This window comes from Streptomyces sp. NPDC024687 (assembly GCF_055559055.1).
In genome coordinates, this window is record NZ_JBVHLJ010000002.1 from 401,171 (window position 1) to 424,681 (window position 23,511).

Below are 23,511 nucleotides of genomic sequence, written 5' to 3' on the forward strand. Positions count from 1 at the left end.
GCGTCATGACCAGCACACAGGCGACCGAGAAGATCACATGGAAAGGCGGCCGGCATGAAGGCATTCGTCGTCGAGAAGTACGGCAAGGACGGCGTGCGCGCCGCCGAGGTACCCGAGCCCCGCGTCGGAGACCGCGATGTTCTGGTCAGAGTGAGTGCCGCGAGCGTCAACCCGCTGGACAAGATGATCCGCAACGGGGAGTTCAAGCAGCTCATCAAGCACAAGCCTCCGTTCGTGCTCGGCCACGATGTGGCCGGCGTCGTGACCCGGGTCGGCTCCGCCGTACACGGCATCGAAGTCGGCGACGAGGTCTACGCCCGTCCGCGCGACCAGCGGATCGGAGGCTTCGCGGAATACATTGCGATCGACGTGGACGACGTCGCGCCCAAGCCCGCCTCCCTCACCCTCCAGGAGGCAGCCGCGGTGCCGCTGGTGGCCCTGGCCGCCTGGCAGGTTCTTGTCGACCGCGCCCACGTGGAGCCGGGTCAGAAGGTGCTCGTCCACGCCGGTGCCGGTGGTCTCGGCTCGACAGTCATCCAGCTCGCCAAGCACCTCGGCGCCACCGTGGCGACGACCGCGAGCACCGATTCCGAGAAGCTGGTCAGGAGCCTCGGCGCCGACGTCGTCGTCGACTACACCAAGGAGGACTTCTCCAAGGTGCTGTCCGGCTACGACCTGGTGCTGGACTCCGTGGGCGGAGCGAACCTCGAGAAGTCGCTGACCGTGCTCAAGCCCGGCGGCCTGGCCATCAGTGTCGTCGGCCCGCCGGACGCGGGCTTCGCCGAGCAACTCGGGGCTCCCTCCTTCCTGGGCCTGGTCATGAGCGTGCTCAGTCGCAGGATCCACAGGCAGGCGAAGGCGCTGGGCGTGCGCTACCAGTTCTTCTTCATGCAGGCCAACGGCTCCCAACTGCGCGAGCTCGGCGCTCTCTACGACAGCGGGAAGCTCCGCCCGGTCATCGACAGCACCTTCCCCTTCGACCGGACGCTGGAGGCGATGGCGCACGTCGAGCAGGGCCGCACCAAGGCCGGCAAGGTCGTTGTCTCGATGGTGCCCGGCAACGACTGACCGCCGGCGCCCGGCATCGACTGAGACCCTGCCGACGGCAGGGCCCCTACGAGCCGTACGGCAGCGTCCCCGCGTCGAGCGACGGCCGTTGCCAGCGCGGTGCGCGGTCCTTGTCGACCAGGGCCGCGCGGACACCCTCCAGGAAGTCCGGCGTGCGGATGACGGTCCGCCCCAGGGCGAGTTCCGCGTCGAGGCACTCGCGCAACGTGCGCTGCCTGCCCCGGGCCAGCAGGGCGTGAGTGATCTCCAGACTCTGCGGTGAGGCGGACTCCAGGGCGACCGACGTGGCCGCCGCCCACGGGGTGTCGAGGTGGCGCAGACGTTTCTCGATCTCGCCGAGGGTCGGCGCACCGAACACCCGGTCCACGTCTTCGCGCACTTCCGCCAGCCTGCTCTGCGCCACCGGGGAACGGCCGGCGAGGCGGTTCAGGACCACGCCCACGGGGTCGCCGGGACGGTCGGCCAGAGCGTCGCCGACCGCGTCGATGCGGTGAGTGGGGACGAAGTGCGTGGCCAGGCCCGTGTAGAGGGCGTCGGCCGCGTCGAGCCGGTGCCCGGTCAGTCCCAGGTACATGCCGATCGCTCCGGGCAGCCGTGGCAGGAAGTAACTGGCCCCGACGTCCGGGAAGAAGCCGATCCCGGTCTCGGGCATCGCCAGCGCCGCGCGCTCGGTGACGACCCGGAAGCCGCCGTGGACGGACAGGCCGAGGCCGCCGCCCATGCACAGGCCGTCGATGAGCGACACGACTGGCACGGGGTACTCGGCGATGCGGGCGTTGAGCCGGTACTCGGTGGCGAAGAACCGCTCACTGGCCTCGGCGTCCCCGGCGAGGCTGTGCTCGCGGATCGCGCGGATGTCTCCGCCGGCGCAGAACGCCTTCGGGCCGGTACCGGCGAGCACCACAGCGGACAGCGGTGCGTGTTCCCACCCGGCGAGGACACGGTCGATGGCGACGACCATGTCTGTCGTCAGGGCGTTGAGTGCCTTGGGCCGGTTCAACAGGATGCGGCCGACGCCCCGGTGGACGTCGGCGAGAATCTCGGCCTCAACGGTGTCGGTCATCGGTCGTCATCCCGTTTCCGCGCGAATCCGGCTGTTCGTATGGGCAAGTGGGCACCTCAAGATCCTGACACAGGACCCGGAGCGCTCCACGAACTCGTCGGCGGCCAAGGCGTCGGCGGACGGGCCGAGGCAGCATCGCGATTTTTGATCTCGGGAAGGGACAACGAGCACCCATGCAGTCACTCCCCCGCAGCGCGGTACGCCTTCTCCCCGGCCCGTTCCTGGACGCGCAGGCCACCGCTCTCGACTACCTGCTGTCCCTCGACACCGACCGGCTCCTCGCACCCCTGCGCCGCGAGGCGGGCCTGCCGGCGGTCGCCGAGTCCTACGGCAACTGGGAGAACTCCGGTCTCGACGGCCACACCCTCGGGCACGCACTGTCGGGTGCGGCTCTCATGAGCGCGGTGACCGACGATCCCCGGCCGAGGGCCATGGTGGAGCGGCTGGTTCAGGGCGTCGTCGAGTGCCAGGACGCCCTGGGCACCGGCTACGTCGGCGGCGTTCCCGACGGCGTTCGGCTGTGGCGGCGGGTGGCCGCGGGACAGGTGGACCCGGACTCGTTCGTCCTCGGTGGCGCCTGGGTGCCGTGGTACAACCTGCACAAGCTCTTCGCCGGCCTGCTGGACGCCCACCGGCACGCCGGCTCGGACCTGGCCCTGACCGCCGTACGACGGCTGGCCGACTGGTGGGACCGGGTGGCGGCGGGGATGGACGACGACACCCACGAAGCCATGCTCCGCACGGAGTTCGGTGGGATGTGCGAGGCGTTGGCGGACCTCGCCGACGTCACCGGCACGGACCGGTACGCCGCCCTGGCACGGCGCTTCCTCGACCGGTCCCTGCTGCAGCCCTTGCGCGAGCACCGAGACGTCCTCGACGGGATGCACGCCAACACCCAGATCGCCAAGGCCGTCGGGTACCAGCGGCTCGGGGAGGTCGTCGACGATCCCGGCTTGCGGGACGCCGCCCGGTTCTTCTGGCGGACCATGACGCGGCACCGGACGTTCTCCTTCGGCGGCAACTCCGTACGCGAACACCTGCATCCCCGAGACGACTTCGGCTCCGCCCTGGAATCGCCCGAGGGCCCGGAGACCTGCAACACCTACAACATGCTCAAGCTGAGTCGCGCTCTGTTCCTCGAAGAGCCGGACGCGGAGGTGCTCGACCACTACGAGCGCGCGACGGTCAACCACATCCTGTCGTCCCTGCACCCCAAGGGCGGGCTGGTGTATTTCACGCCCGTGCGACCCGGCCACTACCGCGTGGTGTCGACGCCCCAGAACTGCTTCTGGTGCTGCGTCGGCACCGGGCTGGAGAACCACGCGAAATACGGGGAGTTGGTGTACACCGCCGAGGACGGCGACCTGTTCGTCAATCTCTTCATCGCCTCCCGGCTCAGCCTGCCCGAGCGGAACCTGGTGCTCGAGCAGAGCACGACGGCCCCCTACGACAGCGAGGTGCGACTCGCGGTCCGCAGCGCTCCCGCCATCCCCGTGGCGATCCACCTACGCGTCCCCGGCTGGCACGAGGGGCCGCCGCAGGTCCGTGTCAACGGCGCACCGGCCGAGGGAGGACCCGCCCCGCTCACGACGCGCCGCGGGGAAGACGGACGGCCCCTGACCTACGTGCGTCTGGAGCGGCAGTGGCGGGCAGGGGACACGATCACCATGCGCCTTCGCCCGCGTGTCAGCGCGGAACTGCTCCCCGACGGCTCGCCGTGGGTGTCGTTCCGCTACGGGCCCACCGTGCTCGCGGCCGAGGGCGACCGGGGTGACCTGGTCGGGCACTTCGCCGACGACTCCCGGATGGGACATGTGGCCGGCGGCCCGCTGCGCCCCCTGGAGCACCTGCCCGTCGTGCTCGCCCGCAGCACCTCCGAGCTGACGGCCGGTGTGCGCCGACTCGCCCCGGACCGGCCGGCGTTCGCCCTGGAGCACGTGGACGCACGACCTGGTGAGTCCGTCGTCCTCGTCCCGTTCGCCGGCATCCATGAATCCCGCTACGTCCTCTACTTCCCCGTGGCGGAACCGGAACGGCTCCGGGAGCGGCGGGCGGAGCTGCGCAAGGCCGACGAGGCGGCACTGACCCTGTACGACCGCACGGTCGACGCCGTTGCCGCGGGCGAGCAACAGCCGGAGAGCGACCACCGGTTCGAGGGGCAGGACACCTGGTCGGAGCTCACCGACGGGGTGAGGTGGCGGGCCGCCACCGGATGGTGGTCCTACCGCCTGACCGACCACGCCGGCGCCGCCACCGGCCTGCAGGTGATCCTCCTTCCCTCAGCCGGAGCCGGGCCGACCCGCGTCCTGGTCGACGGGCAGGTGCTGAACACGCTCACGCCCGAGGCCGAGGCCGAGGAAGTCTGCCGAGTGCTCCCGCTCCCCGCGGATCGTCCCGCCGGGCCCGTCGAGGTGCGCTTCGAAGCGGTCGGTCCGGCGGCCACCGTCCGGCTGCGCGAAGTGCGCCTCGTGCGCTGACCTGGCTGTCGAAGCGCATCGACGCTCGCTGCCGCCTCTGCCCACGATCAATCTTCCCTGATTAAGAAACTTTTGCTCTGTCATTGCTCTTGTTTCGCGAGAAACACGTCCGTTAACTTCCCCTGCAAGTGAAGCGCTTCGACACTGCGCACCGAGCCGAACGCTCGCTGAGCGCCCGGCCGTTCACTCGACGAAAGGACGACCGAGGGTGCCCCCTCAGACCCCTCCCGCCCGCGCCGCCAACCCCGTGCTCCCGGGGTTCCACCCCGACCCGAGCATCTGCCGTGTCGGCGACGACTACTACCTCGCCTGCTCGAGCTTCGAGTACTTCCCCGGCGTACCCCTCTTCCACAGCCGTGACCTGGTGCACTGGCGGCAGATCGGCAACGCGCTGGACCGGCCGGAGCAGTTGCGTCTGCCCGCTTCCATGGCGTCCTCCGGCGGCATCTACGCCCCCACACTGCGCCACCACGACGGCCGTTTCTGGCTGATCGTCACCAACTGCAGCGAGGGCGGCGGCAACCTCGTCGTCACGGCCACCGACCCCGCCGGCCCCTGGTCGGACCCGCTCCCTGCGCCGGGCGTGCCCGGGATCGATCCCGACCTGGCCTGGGACGAGGACGGCACCTGCTGGTGCACGGTCGCCGGGGTGTCGCAGGTCCGCCTCGACCCGGCCACCGGTGAGACGTACGGAACCCCCCGCAAGCTCTGGTCCGGCGGCCCCGGCGCGAAGGCTCCGGAGGCGCCACACCTGTACCGGATCGGCGACTACTGGTACCTGCTCATCGCCGAGGGCGGCACCGAGCGCGGCCACGGCGTGTCGATCGCCCGCGGCCGCACGCCCCAGGGTCCGTTCGAGGCGTGCCCCGCCAACCCGGTCCTCACCCACCGCGGCACCGACCACCCCGTGCAGAACACCGGCCACGCGGACCTGGTCCAGGCGCCCGACGGCTCCTGGTGGATGGTCTTCCTCGGCGTACGGCCACGCGGCGGCACCCCCGGCTGGCACGTGCTCGGCCGGGAGACCTTCCTGGCGCCGGTGACCTGGGAGGACGGCTGGCCGGTCGTCGGCGAGGTCACCCTGGAGCCGCCCGAGCTCCCCTGGCCGCTCTCCCCAGGGCCCGCCGAGGAACGGCGCGACGACTTCGAACTCAGCGAGCTCGGGCCGGCCTGGATATCCGTGCGGGACCGCGACCCCGAGCTCTGCACCACCAAGGAGCGCCCCGGATGGCTGACGCTCCGCGCCCGGGGCGGCTCCCTGGACGAGCCCGACGTGGTGTTCACCGGCCGGCGCCAGCAACACCTCACCTGCCGGGCACGCACCCTCGTCGACCCGGAGCAGGGCCGCGGCGGCCTCGCCGTCCGGCTGGACGAACGGCACCACTACGCGATCGAGGCGTCCGGGACGGACGTACGGGTGATCGCGCGCGTCGGCTCCCTGCGCACGGTCGTGGCCGAGGGATCCGCACCCGCCGGGCCACTGGTCGTCGCCGTCACGATCAGCGACCCACCGCCTCCGCACGGACCGTGCACCGGACCCGACGTCGTCTCCCTCGGCATCGAACAACCCGACGGCACCTTCACCGAGTTCGCGTCCCTCGACGGCCGCTATCTGTCGACCGAGGTCGCCGGCGGCTTCACCGGCCGGGTCATCGGCATGTACGCCGCCGAAGGCACCGTCCACTTCGACTGGTTCGACTACGAGCCCCTCGAAGGCTGAACCGACCCGAGGGCACGACCGACCGAGAGGGACGACATATGAAGGACACCGGGCAACCCGCCCACCACCGGGGCCGTTTGGCCTCCTTGCTCCTGGTGCTCGCCGTCATGTTGGGACTGTCCGGCGGCACCTCGGCCGCCACGACCGACGGGACGGCGCAGCCGACCACCGGAGTTCCGGCCCGTGCCATGGACGCCGTCGCCGCGATGCAGCCCAGCTGGAACCTGGGCAACACCCTGGACGCCATTCCGGACGAGACGTCCTGGGGCAACCCCAAGGCCACCGGGGAACTGTTCGACACCGTCCGCCATGAGGGCTTCCGCAGCGTCCGCATCCCGGTGACCTGGTCCGACCACCAGTCCGCGACCGCCCCCTACACCGTCGACGCCGCGTACCTGAGCCGCGTCAAGCAGGTCGTCGACGAGGCGCTCGACGCGGGCCTGTACGTCGTGGTCAACGTCCACCACGACTCGTGGCAGTGGATCAACAAGATGCCCGCCGACCACGACGGAGTACTGGCCCGCTTCGACGCCACCTGGGCCCAGATCTCCGGGACGTTCCGCGACGAGCCGCGCACCCTGCTCTTCGAGAGCGTCAACGAGCCGCAGTTCGAGAGCGCCACGGCCGAGCAGAAGACCGCGCTTCTGCGCGAGCTCAACACCTCCTTCCACCAGGTGGTCAGGTCCTCGGGCGGCGGGAACACCGACCGCCTGCTCGTGTTGCCCACCGAGACCGGCACCCCCGGCCAGACCCTCATGGACGACTTGTTCACCACGATCAAGTCGCTCAGCGAGGGCATCACCGCCGCCGCATTCCCCGCGGACGTCCTCGACCGCGACGCGCTCACGCAGGCACTCAAGGACGCCGCCGCACGGTTCGGCGGGATCGACGTCCTGGAGTACTCCCCGGTGGGGACGTTCGCCTCCACCGCTCTGACCACTCCGGCCGAGACCGAGCCGTCCCATGTGCAGCACGAGATCGAGTTCCAGCTCTACGGCGCCATCACCGCCACCAAGGCGGTGCTGCCGGCGATGCGGGAGGCCGGCGCGGGCACGCTGCTCTACACCACCGGAGCGGGCTCCATCGATCCCGTCCCCCAGGTCGGGAACGTCAACGCGGCTGCCGCCGCGCTGCGCAACTGGGCGATCAACCTCCACAAGGAGCTGGACGGCACCGGCGTCCAGGCCGCCCACGTCGGCATCGACGTATCGATCGGTACGCCGGCCGTCCCCGGCTTCCCGACGGCACAGCCGGAAGAGATCTCCCCCGTCTACTGGGAGCTGCACACCACCAGGCGCGACCAGGCCGAACTCGTCTTCAGTCGCTGACGCCGCACATCCAGGTCACGAAAAGGGAAGCGGCGTTCGATCGTACGATGGGGTGCCCTACGGCAGTCTGGTGAGAGAGAGCACTCCGTGACCGACACCAGCAACACCCGGCCCGCCGACAGGGAAGCGCAAGCTCCGCGGCAGAGCCGGCTGCTCCGCCTGATGCGCTACCTCCCCATGATCGCCCCCGTCCTGCTGTGGGCCGTGCCCTGCTGGGTGCTGCTGTACACCGGCCAGCACTGGCCGGTGCCCGTGACCCTGGTCGGCACCGCCCTGTTCGTTCTCGGTCTCGCCGGTATGCCGCTCGCGATGGCGCGCGGCCATGGCCGGCGCCAGCAGGACCGTGCGGCGATACTCGGCGACACCCTGCTGGGCGCCAGTTGGGTCCTGTTCACCTGGTCCGTGCTGCTCGGCGTCTTCCTGCGGCTCGCACTGACCGTGGCCGGCGTCGGCGAGAGTCAGGACCGGGCCCGAACCGTCGCCTGGGCCGTCCTCGGCGTGACCGCCCTCCTGCTCGTCTGGGGCTACACCGAAGCCCGCCGTGTGCCACGGGTGCGCCGGCTCGACGTACAACTCCCGCGGCTGGGCGCCGGGTTGGACGGCCTGCGCGTCGTCCTCATCACCGACACCCACTACGGCCCGCTCGATCGCGCCCGCTGGTCGGCACGGGTGTGCGAGACGGTGAACACGCTGGAAGCGGACGTGGTCTGCCACACCGGCGACATCGCGGACGGCACGGCCGAACGGCGCCGCGCGCAGGCCACCCCGCTCGGAACCGTGCAAGCCACCCGGGCCCGTGTCTACGTCACCGGCAACCACGAGTACTACAGCGAGGCGCAGGGCTGGGTCGACCTGATGGACGAGCTGGGCTGGGAGCCGCTGCGCAACCGCCATCTGCTGCTCGAACGCGGAGGCGACACCCTCGTGGTCGCCGGCGTGGACGACGTCACCGCCGAGTCCTCGGGCCTGGCAGGTCACCGCGCCCACCTCGCCGGAGCCCTGAACGGCGCCGACCCCGACCTGCCCGTCCTGCTTCTGGCCCACCAGCCAAAGTTCGTCGACCGGGCGGCGGCCGCCGGCATCGACCTCCAGCTCTCCGGCCACACCCACGGCGGCCAGATCTGGCCCTTCCACCACCTGGTCCGCATCGACCAGCCCGCCCTCGCCGGCCTCAGCCGCCACGGCGCCCGCACCCTGCTCTACACCAGCCGCGGCACCGGCTTCTGGGGCCCGCCGTTCCGCGTCTTCGCCCCCAGCGAGATCACCCTGCTCGTGCTCCGTTCCCCTGACCTGGCCCCTGCGCCGTAGCACCGGGCGGGCCGGCACGACCGCCGGGTGCGCTCAGGGAGTGAGGCCGAGTTCGACCCAGACTGTCTTGCCGGGGTTGCGCGGCGTGACGCCCCAGCGAAGGGCGATTCGTTCGAGGAGCTGGAGGCCGAAGCCACCGGGCTCGGTGTTCCGGGTGGCGCTTCTGCGGGGCCGGCGGTCGCTCTGATCACTGACCGCGATGCGCAACAGTCGGCCGTTCCAGGTGAGCCGGACCAGAGGTGGGCCGGTGCCGTGGCGGATGGCGTTCGTGATCAGCTCCGAGACGAGCAGTTCGGTGGTCTGGATCATCGAGTGCCGGCGCAGCGGTCCGCCGAAGCCTTCCACGCAGTCGCGGGCCCAGCGCCGGGCGGCGGCAATACTCGCCGTGACCGCGGGGAAACGAGACTCGCAGGTCAGGGGTGTCGGTTCGCCGTTCACCAGGTTCCTCCAACCGGGGCGCCCTGTGCCGCTGGTCGGTCGCCGGTGGCCGACTGACGCGGTGCACGGTCGACGCCGACCGTCTGCCGGGTACCCACGCCCGTCCGGTGAACCGCTCCTGTCGCACGAACCGACCGTTTGGCTCTCCGGCTCCCCGTATGCACACGACGGCGAGCTCGGCACGGCATCACCGCACGCGAAGCCCGACGCCGTGGCTCAGCGCTGCTCGTCGTCCGCCCTGGCCGGGTGGTTGCCGGGACCGTGACCGGACCCGGTCAGGGGGGTCGGGGAGAGGTCGGTGGGTTCCTCACCGGCCTCCAGCAGCGTGTTCGCGGCGCCCACGATCAGTGGGTCGGGCTTGCCCACGGCCGCGTGATCCTTGGTCGGATAGTCGCAGCGGTCCAGGAGGCTGCGCATCGCCTCCAGCCGGCCGCGGCGTTTGTCGTTGTTCTTCACCACGGTCCAGGGGGCGTGGGGGGTGTCCGTCGCCCGGAACATGTCGACCTTGGCCGCGGTGTACTCGTCCCACAGGTCGAGCGAGGCGAGATCCGTCGGGGAGAGCTTCCAGCGGCGTACGGGGTCGACCGTGCGGATCGCGAAGCGGGTCCGCTGCTCGGCCTGGGACACCGAGAACCAGAATTTCACCAACAGGATGCCGTCCCGGGTCAGCATCTCCTCGAACAGCGGGGCCTGCTCCAGGAAGGTGCGGTACTCCGCCTCGGTGCAAAAGCCCATCACCCGCTCGACGCCGGCCCGGTTGTACCAGGACCGGTCGAAGAAGACGATCTCGCCGCGGGACGGCAGATGCGCCACATAGCGCTGGAAGTACCACTGCCCCGCTTCCCTCTCGGTCGGCTTCTCCAGCGCCACGACGCGGGCGCCTCGCGGGTTGAGCCGCTCGGTGAACCGCTGGATCGTGCCGCCTTTGCCGGCCGCGTCACGGCCCTCGCAGAGCACGACCACCCGCTGGCCGGTCTCCTTCACCCAGCGCTGCATCTTCAGCAGCTCGACCTGCAGAACGCGCTTGGTCCTCTCGTACTCGGACCTCTTGACCTTCCGGTCGTACGGGTAGTTCTCCAGCCACGTGTCCACCGGGCTTCCGTCCGCGTCCAGGAGGATCGGTTTCTCCGGCCGGCGTTCGTCCACACGGAGGCCGTCGAGCAGGTCCGCCTCGACCCGGGCCCCGTCGTCCTCGTCCGGCCGGGTCTTGTCGTCGTGCTCCGACATCACCAATCTCCTGAATCATCCTCGTGTGCCGCCACCGGGCGGCCGTTGCGACGGACGGCACTCCTCAGAACGGAAGGCGGCCTCGCGCCCGGCGGCCGGCGGAGCCGCTGCGGCCGACCGCGCGGGAGCTGGAGCTGAAGGGTTTGCTCAGCAGCCGCCCGAAGACTCCGGGCGCCTTGGACCCGGCCCGCGAGCCGGCCCCGAGACCACGCTGGGCACCGTTCTGCGGATGCCGGGAGAGGCGCGGCAGGAAGAAGGCCAGCACGGCCAGGAGGACACATGCGGCGATGACAACGGCGATGACCATCAAGGGCTCCGGGGTCGGTGGGATTCTTCGCTCTTCTCCGCTTCTGCTGGACCGCGTGCCCCGTCCACCCGCAATCACGCCGCCGTCTCAGCGCGCGCTGTCGTCTCCATGGCTGCGCACGATCTCCTTGACCTTGGCCACGGCGAACCCCCAGCCCTGCTCGACGGTCGGCTTGGCCGGCACCGCGATCTCGTCCGGGTTGGTGAGTACGTCGAGCAGGACAGGCCCGGGGGTGGCGAAGGCGCGGCGTACGGCCTTCTCCAGGTCGGCGGGGTCGGTCACCCGGATTCCGGGGATGCCCATGGCGGTGGCTACGGCGGCGAAGTCGGGGTTGTCCAGGACGGTGCCGAACTCCGGCAGCCCGACCTGTTCCTGTTCGAGTTTGACCATGCCCAGGCGGCGGTTGTCGAAGACGACGAGCTTCACGGGGAGCTGGTGCGTCTTCAGTGTCATGAGGTCGCCGAGGAGCATGCTCAGCCCGCCGTCCCCGCAGAAGGCCACGACCTGCCGCTCGCGGTCCAGGCACTGGGCGCCGAGCGCCTGCGGCATCGCGTTGGCCATGGAGCCGAGGTTGTAGGAGCCGATGAGCCGCCGCTCGTCCCGCATCTCGACGAACCGCGAGAGCCACACCGTCGCCATGCCCGTGTCGGAGGTGAAGACGGCGTCGTCGTCGGCGAGCCGGTCCACCACGGCCGCCAGCGCCTCCGGCCGGATGTCGTGGGTGCGGTTGTCGAGGGAGGAACGCACCCGGCCGAGCAGGCCCCTGTCGTGTGCCGGGTCGGCCAGCCGTGCCTGGCCCTCGCGCCACTGCTCGAAGCGCTCACGTGCCTTCTCCAGGTGCGAGCGGTCCCGCGCACCGTCCGTCCCGGCGGGCGCGGCGGCGAGATGGGTGAGGAGGTCGCGGACGGTCACGCCGGTGTCGCCGACGAGACCGACGTCGACCGGCACGCGCCGCCCGATGTGGGCGGGCTCGGTGTCCACCTGGATGACGGTCTTCCCCTCCGGATACCAGTCCCGGTAGGGGAAGTCGGTCCCCAGGAGCAGCAGGGTGTCCGCGTCCTGCAGGGCCGACGCGGCGGCCGGGTTGCCAATCAGACCGGTCTGGCCGACCTGGAACGGATTGGTGTCGCCCTCGAAGCCCTCCTTGGCCTTGAGCGTGAGCACCATGGGTGCGGCCAGCCGGTCGGCGAGGGCCAGCACGTCCTCGCGCGCGCCGCGTGCGCCCCGTCCGACGAGCAGCGTGACCTGCTCGGAGCGGTCCAGGAGTTCGGCGGCCTGCCGTACGGCGGATTCCTCGGGCCGGCTGAGCGGGGCGTTCAGGGAGAAGCGGGCCGGGCGGTCCGAGGTCACTTCGCGCTCGCCCAGGTCGCCGGGCACGGTCAGGACGGCGACCCCCTTGCGGCCGAGGGCGTGACGCACCGCCGTCTCGAGCATCTGCGGCAGCTGGTCGGGAGAGGTGATGGTCGCGCGGAAGACGGCCACATCGCTGAAGAGCGCGTCGTTGTCGACTTCCTGGAAGTAGTCGGTGCCGAGTTCGGCGAGCGGTACCTGCCCGGCGATCGCCAGGACGGGGGTGTGGCTCTTGGCCGCGTCGTACAGTCCGTTGAGCAGGTGGACGGAACCGGGTCCGACCGTGCCCATGCAGACACCGAGGGTGTCCGACAGCTGCGACTGGGCGCTCGCGGCGAACGCCGCCGCCTCCTCGTGCCGGCAACCCACCCACTCCAGGTTCTCGGTGGTGCGAATGGCGTCCGTCAGGGGGTTCAGCGCGTCTCCCACGACGCCGAACACCTGGTGCACGCCGAGTTCGCTCAGTGCGTCCACGATGACGCGGGCGACGGTGCGGGCCACGTGAGTCCTCCGGTTTTTCAGACGGTGAATCGGTCGGGATCGGCGGCGGTCCAGTCGGCCGCCCAGGCGGCAGGCGGCTCGGCGAGCAACTGCCCCGGTTCGAGCCACTCGTACAGCTCCTCGTAGGAGCGCTCGGTGTACGGATCGATGCGCCGGCGCAGCATGTGCGGACGCAGGTCGGCGGGATCGGTGACGCCCATGGACGCCATGAGCTGCAGGGCGCTGGCCACGGTCGCCTCCTGGAAGCGCTGGACGCGCGGCGTCTTGTCACGGACGTCGAGGGCGCGGGCGCGTCGGGGGTCCTGGGTCGTCACCCCGGTGGGGCAGGTGTTGGTGTGGCAGCGCTGGGCCTGGATGCAGCCGACGGCGAACATCATCGCCCGCGCCGCGTTGCCGTAGTCGGCGCCCTGCACCAGACGTTTCACCAGATCGGTGCCCGTGGCGATCTTGCCGCTCGCCCCGATCCTGATCCGGTCGCGCAGGCCCGCGCCGACGAGGGCGTTGTGCACGGTGAGCAGGCCCTCGGTCAGCGGGGTTCCCACGTGGTCGGCGAACTCCAGAGGAGCGGCTCCGGTGCCGCCCTCGCCTCCGTCCACGATGATGAAGTCGGGGGCCGTGCCCTCCGCCAGCATGGCCTTGCACACGGCGAGGAACTGTTCGCGCGAGCCCACGCACAGTTTGAATCCGGTCGGCTTGCCACCGGTGAGCTCGCGCATCCGGGCGATGAAGCGGACGAGTTCGCGCGGGGTGGAGAACACCTTGTGGTACGGCGGCGAGATCACCGTCCGCCCCTCGGGCACGTCCCGTACCTTCGCTATCTCGGCGTTGACCTTCGCCCCCGGCAGGACTCCGCCGATGCCCGGTTTGGCGCCCTGCGAGAGCTTCAGGGACACACACTTGACGTGATCGTGGGCGGCCTTGTCGGCGAACTCGGCGGGGTCGAAGTCGCCGTCCGGGGTACGGCAGCCGAAGTAGCCGGTGCCGATCTCCCAGACCAGGTCCCCACCCGGCTTCAGGTGGTACTCCGACAGGCCGCCCTCCCCCGTGTCGTGGGCGAAACCCCCGGCCGCCGCGCCGCCGTTGAGGGCGAGGATCGCGTTGGAGGACAGCGAGCCGAAGCTCATCGCCGACACGTTCAGCAGGGCCATGTCGTAGGGGCGGGCGCAGTCGGGTCCGCCGATCCGCACCCGCGGAGGCGTCGTCGGCACCGGGCACGGCGCCATCGACGGCACCAGGAACTCGTAGCCGGGCAGATAGACGTCCCGTTCGGTGCCGTACGGCTGCTCGGCGTCGGTGCCCTTCGCTCGCTCGTAGACGATGGTGCGGACATCCCGGTCGAAGGGGCGCCCGTCGAAGTTCCGCTCAATGAAGTACTGCTGCAACTCCGGGCGGATCCGCTCCAGAAGGAAGCGGGCGTGGCCCAGGACGGGATAGTTGCGCAGCACCGAATGCCGGCGCTGCAACAGGTCCGCCGCACCCAGCAGACCCAGCAGGGTGAGCGGTACGGCAGCCGCCCACCACCAGGGTGAGAGACCTACCGCGGCAACAACCGCCACCATGCCGGAGGCCAGAGCGAGGACGACGATCGCAATGCGTTTCACTCCTCGCTCATTGCCGTGCGCCAGCTGTCCAGTCCTGCCCTTTCGTCAAGAAACCTGCAAGACAGGACCTACTGGCTTCGTTTCCGACCGTGGTGTCAGCCTGCGACGTGGATGCCGGGGCGGCGGGTGGGGTCGGGCTGGTGCCGGCGGATGATCTCGCGGGTGACGGGGGCCGTGTCTCCGCGTCCGAGGAGGAAGTAGCGGAACATGTGGGTCAGAGGGCTTCCCTCCGCCCAGGCGAAGTAGCAGTGCGGCTGGACGCCGGTGGTGTCGTGGAGGGTGAGAAGGATCGCGGCTATGGCGTTCGGAGCCGCGGGCGCTTCGGCTCGCAGGATTCGGTGCCCGTCGACTTCGACGCCGTGGACGGTGAGGGTTTCGCTGAAGTCGGAGGGGTCGACGACGTCGATCTCCAGGAACAGGATGTCGGCGAGGCCGGGCACCGGGTTGATGGCACGCTGTTCGCGTTCCTTGTCGGCGTACTCGGCGCCGTCCCCGGCCTCGCGGCGGTTGGCGACGATGTTGATGGCGTTGTCGTGGGCGAGGGTGTCCCTGATGAACTGGCGGGCGGACTCGTCGAACACGATTTTGTCCGCGCGCAGTTCGGTGGTGCGTGAGATGCGGGAGACCAGCGAGATGATGATGATGCCGACGATGAACATCGCGGAGATGGTGATGCCGTCCGGCTTGTCGACGATGTTGGCCACCAGCGCGTAGAGCAGCACCGCGGTGAGCGCGGCGAATCCCACGCACAGGGTGCGTTGGCGGCGGCGCAGCGCGGAGACGGTGACGGCGAAGGCCCCGGAGACCATCATGGCGAGGATGCCGGTGGCGTAGGCGCCGGCCTGGGCGTCGATGTCGGCGTCGAAGGCGATGGTGATGACGACGCACAGAACCGTGTAGACCAGGACGACGGGGCGCACCGCGCGACCCCATTCGGGGGCCATGCCGTAGCCGGGGAGATAACGCGGGACGATGTTGACCAGTCCGGCCATCGCGGAGGCGCCCGCGAACCAGAGGATCAGAATGGTGCTTACGTCGTAGGCGGTGCCGAAGGCTTCTCCGACGTGTTCGTGGGCCAGCCAGGCCAGAGCCCGGCCGTTGGCCGCACCGCCCGCCTCGAACTCCTTGTGCGGGATGAGGACGGTGGTCACGAAACTGGCGGCGAGCAGGTAGACGCTCATGATGAGCGCGGCCGTGGTGAGCAGTCTGCGAGCGTTGCGGACGCGGGACTTGAGCCGCTGCTCGGCGGTCTCGCCCTCGGCGGAGATGAGCGGCATCATGCTCACTCCGGTCTCGAAACCGGACAGCCCCAGCACCAGCAGCGGGAAGGCCAGCAGCGCGGGCTCGGCCAGGTCACCGAACCCGCGGCCTTCGGTGAGTGCGCCGGTCCAGGTCGAGAAGGCGTCCGGGCTGGTGAACACATCCACCAGGCCGACGCCGATGGTCACCGCGTTGAGCGCGAGGAAGACGGCGACCAGAGGGATGGCCACGCTCACCGCTTCGCTGAACCCGAGCAGGAAGACCCCGCCGAGGAGCACGAGGAGCGCCACGGTGATGACGACCTCATGTCCTTGCAGAGCATGCGGGGCGTAGGAACTCTCCACCAGATGTACGGAGGCGTCGGCCGCGGAGAGGGTGATGGTGATGATCCACGAGGTCACCACGAACCCGAGCAGGACCAGGACGAACAGTTTGCCCCGCCAGAAGGGCAGCAGGTCCTCGAGCATCGCCACCGATCCGGCCCCGTGCGGACTCTCGCCGGCCACCCGCCGGTACATCGGCAGCATCCCCACCAGGGTCAGCAGCACGAGCAGAAGCGTGGCCAGCGGCGAGACCGCACCGGCCGCGAGCGCGGCGATCGCCGGCACGTAGGCCAGGCTGGAGAAGTAGTCGACGCCGGTCAGGCACATCACCTTCCACCAGGCATGAGCCTCCCCGGCGCCTGCCTCCGCCGCCGGGTTGACCGCCTGCACCCGGTGTCGCAGCAACCACTGTCCCAGAGCGCCACTTCGGCGCCCCGTCGTGTCGGGATCCTCCACCACGTCCACAGCGGCCAGATCGTCCACGTCGGTCATGTCCCCCCACACCCTTCAGCCCGCCCAGCGTGCCGGGCCCCACAGCCCGCAACGATCACCGAGTATGCGGCCTCGGGCAACCTTCTCCCTACCGGGGGGGGGAGCCAACAGACTGTGCCGTGCCGCTGACCCAGGCCGGCAGCGGTGCAGCTCAGCCCCAAGCCGCCACCGGCACGAACGAACTGTCCTGCCGGAACAGGTCCGTCCCCGCCGTCCGCTCCAGCCGGAGCTGGTAGTTGTAGTGGCGCAGGTAGTACCCGGGATAGTTGTACGACTCCCAGCGGATCGCGCCCGAGGACGTGCCCGTGCGGGCGATGAACGTCGCGTCCTTGGCGAAGGTCGACGTGCCGTCGTTGGCGTCGAAGCGGGCGCGGAAGTCCCAGTGGCGCAGGTAGTTGCCGGAGGAGTCGCGGAAGGAGTAGCCGCCCGAGTCGGCGAGGCCCGCGACGACCGTGAAGGTGGACGCCGTCTTCTCGGCAGCCGTGCTGGAGCCGGTCACCACCGGGAGGTTGAGCAGTGAGGACTGGTTCTGCCAGTACCGCGTGGTGTAGTTGGCCGACTGGAAGGAACGTGTGACGTTCTTGGCGAGCGAGGGGCCGCCGGAGACCGTCTCCTTGATGACCGTGAAGTGGCGGGCGGTGCCGGAGACCACCGGCAGCGCGGTCGGGGCCGACCAGGTCGCGAAGGTGTTGTAGCTGTCGCTGTAGTAGTAGTTCCCGTCGCCGTAGCCGTCGAAGAAGATCCGCCAGCCGCCGTTGTCGAGTTGGATCACGGACGGGCCCTCGCGGTAGCTGCCCCAGCCGGCCCAGTCGCCGGTCCTGGAGATCGTGTAGGGGCCGGTCAGGGACGACGCCGTCGCGTACTCGATGTACTTCGTCGTCTCGTTCTTCGTGAAGGCGTGGTAGGTCGAGCCGCTCTTCACGATGTACGTGTCGATGTGGTTGGCGCCGATCCCGGCCAGGGCGACCGGTGAACTCCAGGCCGTCAGGGCGGAGTTGGTCGCCTTCAGGCGGTACGGCGTGAAGATCCACTCGTCGCTGGTGAGCGAGCAGGACACGATGACGTTCACGCTGCCGTCGCTGTCGACGAACCACTCCGGTGCCCACGCGCGGGACAGATTGGCGAGGGGGACCGTGTAGTCGTACAGGAAGGTCCAGTTGGCCCGGTCGGAGCTGCGCGCGAAGCCGATCGTGGTGCTGACGTCCTGCCAGGTGTGGGTCGTGTACGTGAGGTAGTAGTAGCCGTCGGTGTGCTTGAAGACGCTCGCGTCGCGGATCCTGTTGCTGGGAGGCGTGTAGGCGGAGGACTTGAGCAGCCGGAAGTCGGTGGCGTCGTCGGACTGGTAGACGTTCACGGTGCCGTCGTTGCTGTTGAGGAACGGCACGATCGTGTAGCGGGTCGCGGAACCGCTCGGCGGGGCGGCGGCGAAGGCCGCGCCGGGCAGTTCACCCAGCAGGACGGCGGAGGCGGGCAGGGCCGCCATCGCGCGCAGCAGGGTGCGGCGGGACGGCGTGTGGGGTCGTGTGGTCACGGCGGCTCTCCCTGGGGCAAGGACACAACGCGGCTCGAAATGTCCGACATACCGAACGAGGTTCGGGAAGTCGATCAGAAGGTAGGGCTGTGACCCGAACGCGTCAATGCTTTGCGCATGAGCTGGTGAGCGCTGTGAGATGGCTGTGGCGCCTGCCGGACAGCCGCTGCCGCCGGGGATACGTTCCGGCGAAGCGCTTTCCGACGTTACCGTTCGGTAGGCAACGTCGTCCCGGAGTCCCGGAGGTGCCCCGTATGACGTACGACCGTTCCGCAGGCCTGGTGGAGACCGCCCGCGCGCTGGCCGACGGCACGATCACCTCCCGGGCGCTCGTCGAGCAGGCCCTGGCGCGGATCGAGGCCTCCCAGGGTTCGCTCAACGCCTTCCGGGTCGTCCGGACGCGGGCCGCCCTCGCCGAGGCGGAGGCCGCGGACGCCCAACTGGCCGCCGGTGTACGGAAACCACTGCTCGGTGTGCCCGTCGCGGTCAAGGACGACATGGACGTGGCCGGTGAACCCACCGCGTTCGGCTGCCAGGGGAAGTTCCCGGCGGTCGCCCGGGACGGTGAGGCGGTACGGCGGCTGCGCGCGGCCGGGGCCGTGATCGTCGGCAAGACCAACACCTGCGAGTTCGGGCAGTGGCCGTTCACCGAGGGCCCGGCCTTCGGCGCGACCCGCAATCCATGGAGCCCGGAGCACACGCCGGGCGGCTCGTCCGGCGGGTCCGCCGCGGCCGTCGCCGCAGGTCTGGTGCCCGCCGCGCTCGGCTCGGACGGGGCCGGTTCGGTACGGATCCCCGCCTCCTGGACCCACCTCGTCGGCATCAAGCCGCAACGCGGCCGCATCTCGACCTGGCCACGCGGCGAGTCCTTCCAGGGCATCACGGTCAACGGCACGCTGGCCCGCACGGTCGCCGACGCGGCCCTCCTGCTCGACACGGCCGCCGGCAACCATCCCCTGGACCCGCATCGCCCGCCCGCCGTCGACGCCTCCGCGGCGGTCGGCCGGGACCCCGGCCGGCTGCGTATCGCGCTCGCCCTGAAGCCGCCGTTCACCGCGCTGCCCGCCCGGCTCCAACCGGAGGTACGGGCGCGGGTCGTCGAACTCGCCGAGAAGCTGAGCGCGTTGGGGCATCTGGTCGAGGAGGCCGATCCGCCGTACGGACAGATCGGGCTCACCTTCATCCCGCGCGCCACGGCCGGGATCGCCGAACGGGTCCGCGAGGCGCCCTTCCCCACGCTCCTGGACCGCCGCACCCAGGCCGCGGCCCGGCTCGGCGGACTGCTCGGCGGAGTCCCGCTCAGGGCGGCGCGGCGCGCGGAGGCGGTCCTGCACCGCCGTATCGGCGGCTTCTTCACCTCGTACGACGTCGTCCTCGCCCCGACCACGGCCGCTCCCCCGCCGCGCATCGGGGCGATGCTGGAGCTGGGCGGGCTGGCCACCGACCGGGCGATGATCGCGGCCTGTCCGTACGCCTGGCCGTGGAACGTCCTCGGGTGGCCCGGGGTCAACGTGCCCACCGGGTTCGTCGACGGCGGCCTGCCCGTCGGCGCCCAGTTGCTCGGACCCGCGAACAGTGAACCGCTTCTCCTGTCGCTGGCGGCGCAGTTGGAGGACGCGCTGCGCTGGCACGAGACGTGGCCGCCCAAGGAGGCGGCCGTGGATTCCCCGGCCGTCCGACCGCGTTCCGCCCGTACCCTGTGACCATGGACGATGCGTCGATGGTCGGGCTCATGGGGCGGGTCACGGGGACGATCGGGCCGGGGCTCGTCGGCGAGGTGATCGTCCGGGTGCGGGGCGGCGCCGAGCACTTCCTCGCCCACCCGGCCACCGCCACGGACCGGATCGAGCGGGGCACGGTGGTGATGGTGGTGGAGTACCTGCCGCCGAGGACGGTCTACGTGCAGTCGGCGTACGACAGTTGAGCCTGCTCACGCGCAGGTGAGAGGCGTGTATCAAGGTTTCGACAAGGATCCGCCGGCGTCTTCACCGCGGCCTCGGACAGGCGCACACTCCCTTCGTTCGGTGCCGAAAGGGCACCATGCAAAGGGGGCGTATGCCGATGATTGTCGGCGTCGTTGCGGGGGTGGCCGTAGCCGCCATCGCCGTTCTGATCGGTCTGTTCAAGCTGATGTGGCGTGTCGCGGAACCCAACGAGGCACTGGTCATCTCCGGGTCCAATCACAAGACCGAGGGTCTTGAGGCGGGCATGGGATTCCGCATCGTCACCGGGCGCGGCACGCTGGTGCTGCCCGGTGTGCAGGCGGTGCGCAAGATGTCGCTCGACCTGAACGAGACCGAACTGCATGTGGACTGCGTGACCCACCAGGGCATTCCGCTCAAGGTGCGGGGCGTGGTCATCTTCAAGGTGGGCGACGACTTCGTGTCGATCGCCAACGCGGCCCGTCGCTTCCTCGACCAGCAGAAGCTGATGTCGGAGCGCGTGCACAACGTGTTCGCCGGTCATCTTCGGTCCATCGTGGGCGGGTTGACGGTCGAGGACATGATCCGAGACCGGGAGAAACTCACCGGGCAGACCCGGGCGGCCTGTGGCACGGAGATGGAGAAGCTGGGTCTGATCGTGGACTCGCTGCAGATCCACGAGATCGAGGACCCGACCGGGTACATGCAGAACCTGGCCATGCCGCACGCGGCCGCCGTCCAGCGGGACGCGAGGATCGCGCAGGCGGAGGCGAACCGGCTGGCCACCGAGGCCGAGCAGCAGGCGTACGCCCGGATGGCGCAGGCCACCCGGGACAGCGAGATCCTCCAGGCCGGTTACCAGGCCGAACGGGACAAGGCGGGTGCCAAGGCACGCCAGGCCGGTCCGCTCGCCGACGCCGCGGCCCGCCAGGAGGTCGTGGTCCAGGAGACCCGGATCGCCGAACTGGAGGCGAACCGGCGGGAACAGCAGCTCCAGGCGGACGTCCGCAAGCCGGCGGACGCCAAGGCCTACGAGAAGCGCACGCTCGCCGAGGCCGAGCGCGACGCGCGGATCTCCGCGGCCGAGGCCAAGGCGAAGGAGACCGAACTCGCCGCCGCGGCCGAGGCCACCCAGGTCAAGACGGCCGCGATGGCCGAGGCGGAGGCGACCAAGGCCCGCGGTACGGCCATGGCAGCGTCGACCCGGGCCACCGGTGAGGCCGAGGCCGCGTCGGCTCAGGCCAAGGGTCTCGCGGAGGCCGAGGCGGCCAGGGCGAAGGGTCTCGCGGAGGCGGAGGCCATCAAGGCCCGCGCCGCCGCCCTCGCCGAGAACCAGGAGGCGGTCGTCGCCCAGCAACTGGCCGAGAACTGGCCGGAGATCGTCAGGGCCGGTGCGTCCGCGTTCGGCAACGCCGACAACATGGTGATCCTCAACGGCGCCGACGGCATGGCGGACATGTTCGCCAAGGCGCTCACCATGGGCGGCACCGGTCTGGGTCTGGCACGTCAGCTGCTGGCCTCGATGAACCAGAACGGGCAGAGCGTCAACGGCGCTTCGCTCAACGGGGTGGCGTCGCCACCCTCCCAGAAGGTGCCGGTCCAGAAGGTGCCCGTCCAGGAGTAACGGGCAGGCCGGCCGGGGTCCTTGCGGAAAGGGGCCCCGGCCGGCCTGTGTTCACAGCGCCGACAGCGTGACGCCCAGGCCGAGCAGCGCGACGACCTTGGCCACCTCGAAGGCGATGTAGAGGAGGTGTCCGCGCGAGCGGGGCAGGTCCTCGCCGGCCAGGACGCGGTCGGAGCGGCGGTTCAAGCGGGGTCGGATGACCGCCAGTTGGACGATGAGCACGGCCACCGCTGCCGCGGTCCAGGCGATGACGCGCCCCGGTGCGTCCCCGGCGGCGACCGCGACGACCACCGCGGCGGCCAGGACACACTCCACGAGGTTCAGGGCCCGGAAGACCAGGCGCCCGATCCCCAGACCGATCCGGACACTCACGTCCGGGGCGCGGAACTTCAGCGGCGCCTCCAGGAAGGAGATCGCCAGCACCATCCCGAGCCACACGAAGGTGACCGCGCTCGCGGTCGCGGCCGACGTTGCGTTCATCCGATCGACCGTACCCCCCGCCCCCGTTCGGGACGCCTTAAGGTGCCCCCGTGACTGCGTTTACCGATGAGAACGTCCCCGGCCGCTTCGGCGCCACCGCCACCGCCGAGACCGACCCGCGCCAGGTCGGCCGGGTGCGCACCGAGTACTCCCCCGCGCACGACGGCGACCCCGATCCCGGGGAGATCGTGTGGACCTGGGTGCCCTTCGAGGAGAACGACGGACGCGGCAAGGACCGACCCGTGCTCGTGGTCGCCCGGGAGGCGGCCGGCACCTTCCTCGCCGTACAGCTGTCGAGCAAGCGGCACGACGGGGACCGGGAGTGGGTGCCGATCGGCAGCGGGCCCTGGGACCGGACCGGACGGGACTCCTGGGTGGATGTCGACCGTGTCCTGCGGCTGCACGAGGAGGGCATGCGCAGGGAGGCGTGCGCGCTGGACCGGGGACGGTTCAACCTGGTCAGGCAGCGGCTGCACGAGCGGTACGGCTGGACCTGACGGCCAACACCTTCCGAGGGCTACGGCCGGCCCTGACGGCTAACCCTTTTGGACCAACCGACCTGGCCACTCCGTCGCGAACGTCCGTTCGAACGCCGCTCGCACCACCGCGTCCCGCGTCCGGTCCAGCACCCCGAACACCACATGCTCGAAGGCACCGGAGAACTGTCCGCCGGGCCCGAGGAGCGTCCGGAACGCCCCCGCCACCTGCGCGGGGTCGTTCTGGAAGACGCCGCAGCCCCAGGCGCCCAGCACCAGCCGTCGGTAGCCCTGCCCCACGGCCACCGACAGGACCTGCTCGGCCCGTGCCGCGAGGGCCCGCGGCAGCTCGGCGACCCGCTCGGGCGCCGTCCGCCGCACCACCCCGGCGTTCGGGGCGGCGGCCGTCAGGAACCCCACGAGGTACGCCGACTCCAGCAGACGGCCGTCATCGTCCCGGAAGACCGGGACGGCCGGCGAGTGGATGACGCGGTCCGTGTAGAACGGGTCGCGGTGGGCCCGGTGATGGTCGTAGAACGCGCGGGCCCGCAACTGGCACGTGTAGAGCGCGGACGCGCGGCACAGGGCCTCTTCCTGGGCCTGGGCGCCGTTCAGATAACCGCCGCCCGGATTGCGGGCCGAGGCGAAGTTCAGCACGGCCGTCCGCCCGCCCAGCCGACGGGCCGCTTCGAGGCTGCTCTCGCCCGTGACCTCCACGCACGTCTCCACGGTGGTGAAGCCGGGCGCCCGCACGAGTTCCGGTCCGTACATCCGCGTCCCCGCTCGCGCCGCCTCGATCTCGGCGGCCACGGAGACCTCGCGTCCGTCCGGTGCGCGATAGTGCCCCGCCGCGACGATCCGTTCCGTCTCCCGCGCGATCCCGCGCAGGCGCGCGCTCATGGCGCCACCCCCGTAAGCGCCATGACCGCTCGCCGCGCGGCCTCCCCCGTCGTGCCCATGCAGGAATGGTCGGTGATGCGGGGGATGCGGTGCAAACGAGTTTTCGACGCCGGGT

General features: G+C 70.6%; 19 protein-coding genes. 9 read left to right on the forward strand and 10 right to left on the reverse strand.

The window, feature by feature from the left end:
• The first annotated feature begins 54 nt into the window (after positions 1 to 54).
• Positions 55 to 1,068 (forward strand): NADP-dependent oxidoreductase, encoded by a 1,014-nt coding sequence (locus ACZ39I_RS08230; RefSeq protein WP_467243649.1) that lies wholly within the window; start codon positions 55 to 57, stop codon positions 1,066 to 1,068.
• A gap of 46 nt (positions 1,069 to 1,114) precedes the next feature.
• On the opposite strand, the gene ACZ39I_RS08235 is transcribed toward ACZ39I_RS08230, so the two are convergent.
• Positions 1,115 to 2,131, reverse strand: coding sequence for an enoyl-CoA hydratase/isomerase family protein (locus ACZ39I_RS08235; RefSeq protein WP_467243650.1), 1,017 nt, complete (start codon positions 2,129 to 2,131; stop codon positions 1,115 to 1,117).
• A 173-nt stretch (positions 2,132 to 2,304) separates the two neighbouring features.
• Here ACZ39I_RS08235 and ACZ39I_RS08240 point away from each other — a divergent pair, with 173 nt between their 5' ends.
• From ACZ39I_RS08240 to ACZ39I_RS08255, 4 genes are all read left to right on the forward strand, one after another.
• A complete protein-coding gene (locus tag ACZ39I_RS08240; RefSeq protein ID WP_467243651.1) occupies positions 2,305 to 4,608 on the forward strand; it encodes a beta-L-arabinofuranosidase domain-containing protein in 2,304 nt (767 codons plus the stop codon).
• Positions 4,609 to 4,816: 208 nt separating this feature from the next.
• Positions 4,817 to 6,328: a glycoside hydrolase family 43 protein gene (locus ACZ39I_RS08245; RefSeq protein WP_467243652.1), complete on the forward strand. Its 1,512-nt coding sequence runs from the start codon at positions 4,817 to 4,819 to the stop codon at positions 6,326 to 6,328.
• 38 nt (positions 6,329 to 6,366) lie between these two features.
• On the forward strand, positions 6,367 to 7,656 hold the full coding sequence (locus ACZ39I_RS08250; RefSeq protein WP_467243653.1) for an SDR family NAD(P)-dependent oxidoreductase: 1,290 nt from the start codon (positions 6,367 to 6,369) through the stop codon (positions 7,654 to 7,656).
• Between the two features lie 87 nt (positions 7,657 to 7,743).
• Positions 7,744 to 8,964 (forward strand): metallophosphoesterase, encoded by a 1,221-nt coding sequence (locus ACZ39I_RS08255; protein WP_467243654.1) that lies wholly within the window; start codon positions 7,744 to 7,746, stop codon positions 8,962 to 8,964.
• A 33-nt stretch (positions 8,965 to 8,997) separates the two neighbouring features.
• Here ACZ39I_RS08255 and ACZ39I_RS08260 read toward each other — a convergent pair whose 3' ends face one another.
• The 7 genes from ACZ39I_RS08260 to ACZ39I_RS08290 all read right to left on the reverse strand — a co-directional run bounded on the left by ACZ39I_RS08260 (position 8,998) and on the right by ACZ39I_RS08290 (position 17,994).
• The gene (locus ACZ39I_RS08260) at positions 8,998 to 9,402 is read right to left on the reverse strand and encodes an ATP-binding protein (RefSeq protein WP_467243655.1); all 405 of its coding nucleotides are present in this window, start codon (positions 9,400 to 9,402) and stop codon (positions 8,998 to 9,000) included.
• A gap of 216 nt (positions 9,403 to 9,618) precedes the next feature.
• Complete coding sequence (gene ppk2, locus ACZ39I_RS08265; RefSeq protein ID WP_467243656.1) at positions 9,619 to 10,629, reverse strand: polyphosphate kinase 2; 1,011 nt, start codon at positions 10,627 to 10,629, stop codon at positions 9,619 to 9,621.
• Between the two features lie 64 nt (positions 10,630 to 10,693).
• Positions 10,694 to 10,936, reverse strand: a complete 243-nt coding sequence (locus tag ACZ39I_RS08270; RefSeq protein ID WP_467243657.1) for a DUF6411 family protein — start codon at positions 10,934 to 10,936, stop codon at positions 10,694 to 10,696.
• A gap of 87 nt (positions 10,937 to 11,023) precedes the next feature.
• Positions 11,024 to 12,787 (reverse strand): thiamine pyrophosphate-dependent enzyme, encoded by a 1,764-nt coding sequence (locus tag ACZ39I_RS08275; RefSeq protein ID WP_467243658.1) that lies wholly within the window; start codon positions 12,785 to 12,787, stop codon positions 11,024 to 11,026.
• A 17-nt stretch (positions 12,788 to 12,804) separates the two neighbouring features.
• Positions 12,805 to 14,388 (reverse strand): FMN-binding glutamate synthase family protein, encoded by a 1,584-nt coding sequence (locus ACZ39I_RS08280; protein WP_467243659.1) that lies wholly within the window; start codon positions 14,386 to 14,388, stop codon positions 12,805 to 12,807.
• A 95-nt stretch (positions 14,389 to 14,483) separates the two neighbouring features.
• Positions 14,484 to 16,463, reverse strand: coding sequence for an APC family permease (locus tag ACZ39I_RS08285; RefSeq protein ID WP_467243660.1), 1,980 nt, complete (start codon positions 16,461 to 16,463; stop codon positions 14,484 to 14,486).
• A 151-nt stretch (positions 16,464 to 16,614) separates the two neighbouring features.
• Entirely contained in the window at positions 16,615 to 17,994 is a 1,380-nt protein-coding gene (locus ACZ39I_RS08290; protein WP_467243661.1) for a glycoside hydrolase family 43 protein, read from the reverse strand.
• Between the two features lie 254 nt (positions 17,995 to 18,248).
• Between ACZ39I_RS08290 and ACZ39I_RS08295 the strand changes: the two genes are divergently transcribed.
• The 3 genes from ACZ39I_RS08295 to ACZ39I_RS08305 all read left to right on the forward strand — a co-directional run bounded on the left by ACZ39I_RS08295 (position 18,249) and on the right by ACZ39I_RS08305 (position 21,540).
• The gene (locus ACZ39I_RS08295) at positions 18,249 to 19,697 is read left to right on the forward strand and encodes an amidase (RefSeq protein WP_467243662.1); all 1,449 of its coding nucleotides are present in this window, start codon (positions 18,249 to 18,251) and stop codon (positions 19,695 to 19,697) included.
• A 2-nt stretch (positions 19,698 to 19,699) separates the two neighbouring features.
• The gene (locus ACZ39I_RS08300) at positions 19,700 to 19,918 is read left to right on the forward strand and encodes a hypothetical protein (protein ID WP_467243663.1); all 219 of its coding nucleotides are present in this window, start codon (positions 19,700 to 19,702) and stop codon (positions 19,916 to 19,918) included.
• Positions 19,919 to 20,049: 131 nt separating this feature from the next.
• On the forward strand, positions 20,050 to 21,540 hold the full coding sequence (locus ACZ39I_RS08305; protein ID WP_467243664.1) for an SPFH domain-containing protein: 1,491 nt from the start codon (positions 20,050 to 20,052) through the stop codon (positions 21,538 to 21,540).
• Between the two features lie 51 nt (positions 21,541 to 21,591).
• Here the strand turns inward: ACZ39I_RS08305 and ACZ39I_RS08310 are convergent, their stop codons facing one another.
• Positions 21,592 to 22,020 (reverse strand): hypothetical protein, encoded by a 429-nt coding sequence (locus ACZ39I_RS08310; protein WP_467243665.1) that lies wholly within the window; start codon positions 22,018 to 22,020, stop codon positions 21,592 to 21,594.
• 50 nt (positions 22,021 to 22,070) lie between these two features.
• Between ACZ39I_RS08310 and ACZ39I_RS08315 the strand changes: the two genes are divergently transcribed.
• Complete coding sequence (locus ACZ39I_RS08315) at positions 22,071 to 22,517, forward strand: type II toxin-antitoxin system PemK/MazF family toxin (RefSeq protein WP_352384534.1); 447 nt, start codon at positions 22,071 to 22,073, stop codon at positions 22,515 to 22,517.
• A gap of 39 nt (positions 22,518 to 22,556) precedes the next feature.
• Here the strand turns inward: ACZ39I_RS08315 and ACZ39I_RS08320 are convergent, their stop codons facing one another.
• Positions 22,557 to 23,396 carry a TIGR02452 family protein gene (locus ACZ39I_RS08320; RefSeq protein WP_467243666.1) on the reverse strand — a complete coding sequence of 280 codons (840 nt, stop codon included), beginning with the start codon at positions 23,394 to 23,396 and terminating at the stop codon, positions 22,557 to 22,559.
• Positions 23,397 to 23,511 lie beyond the last annotated feature (115 nt).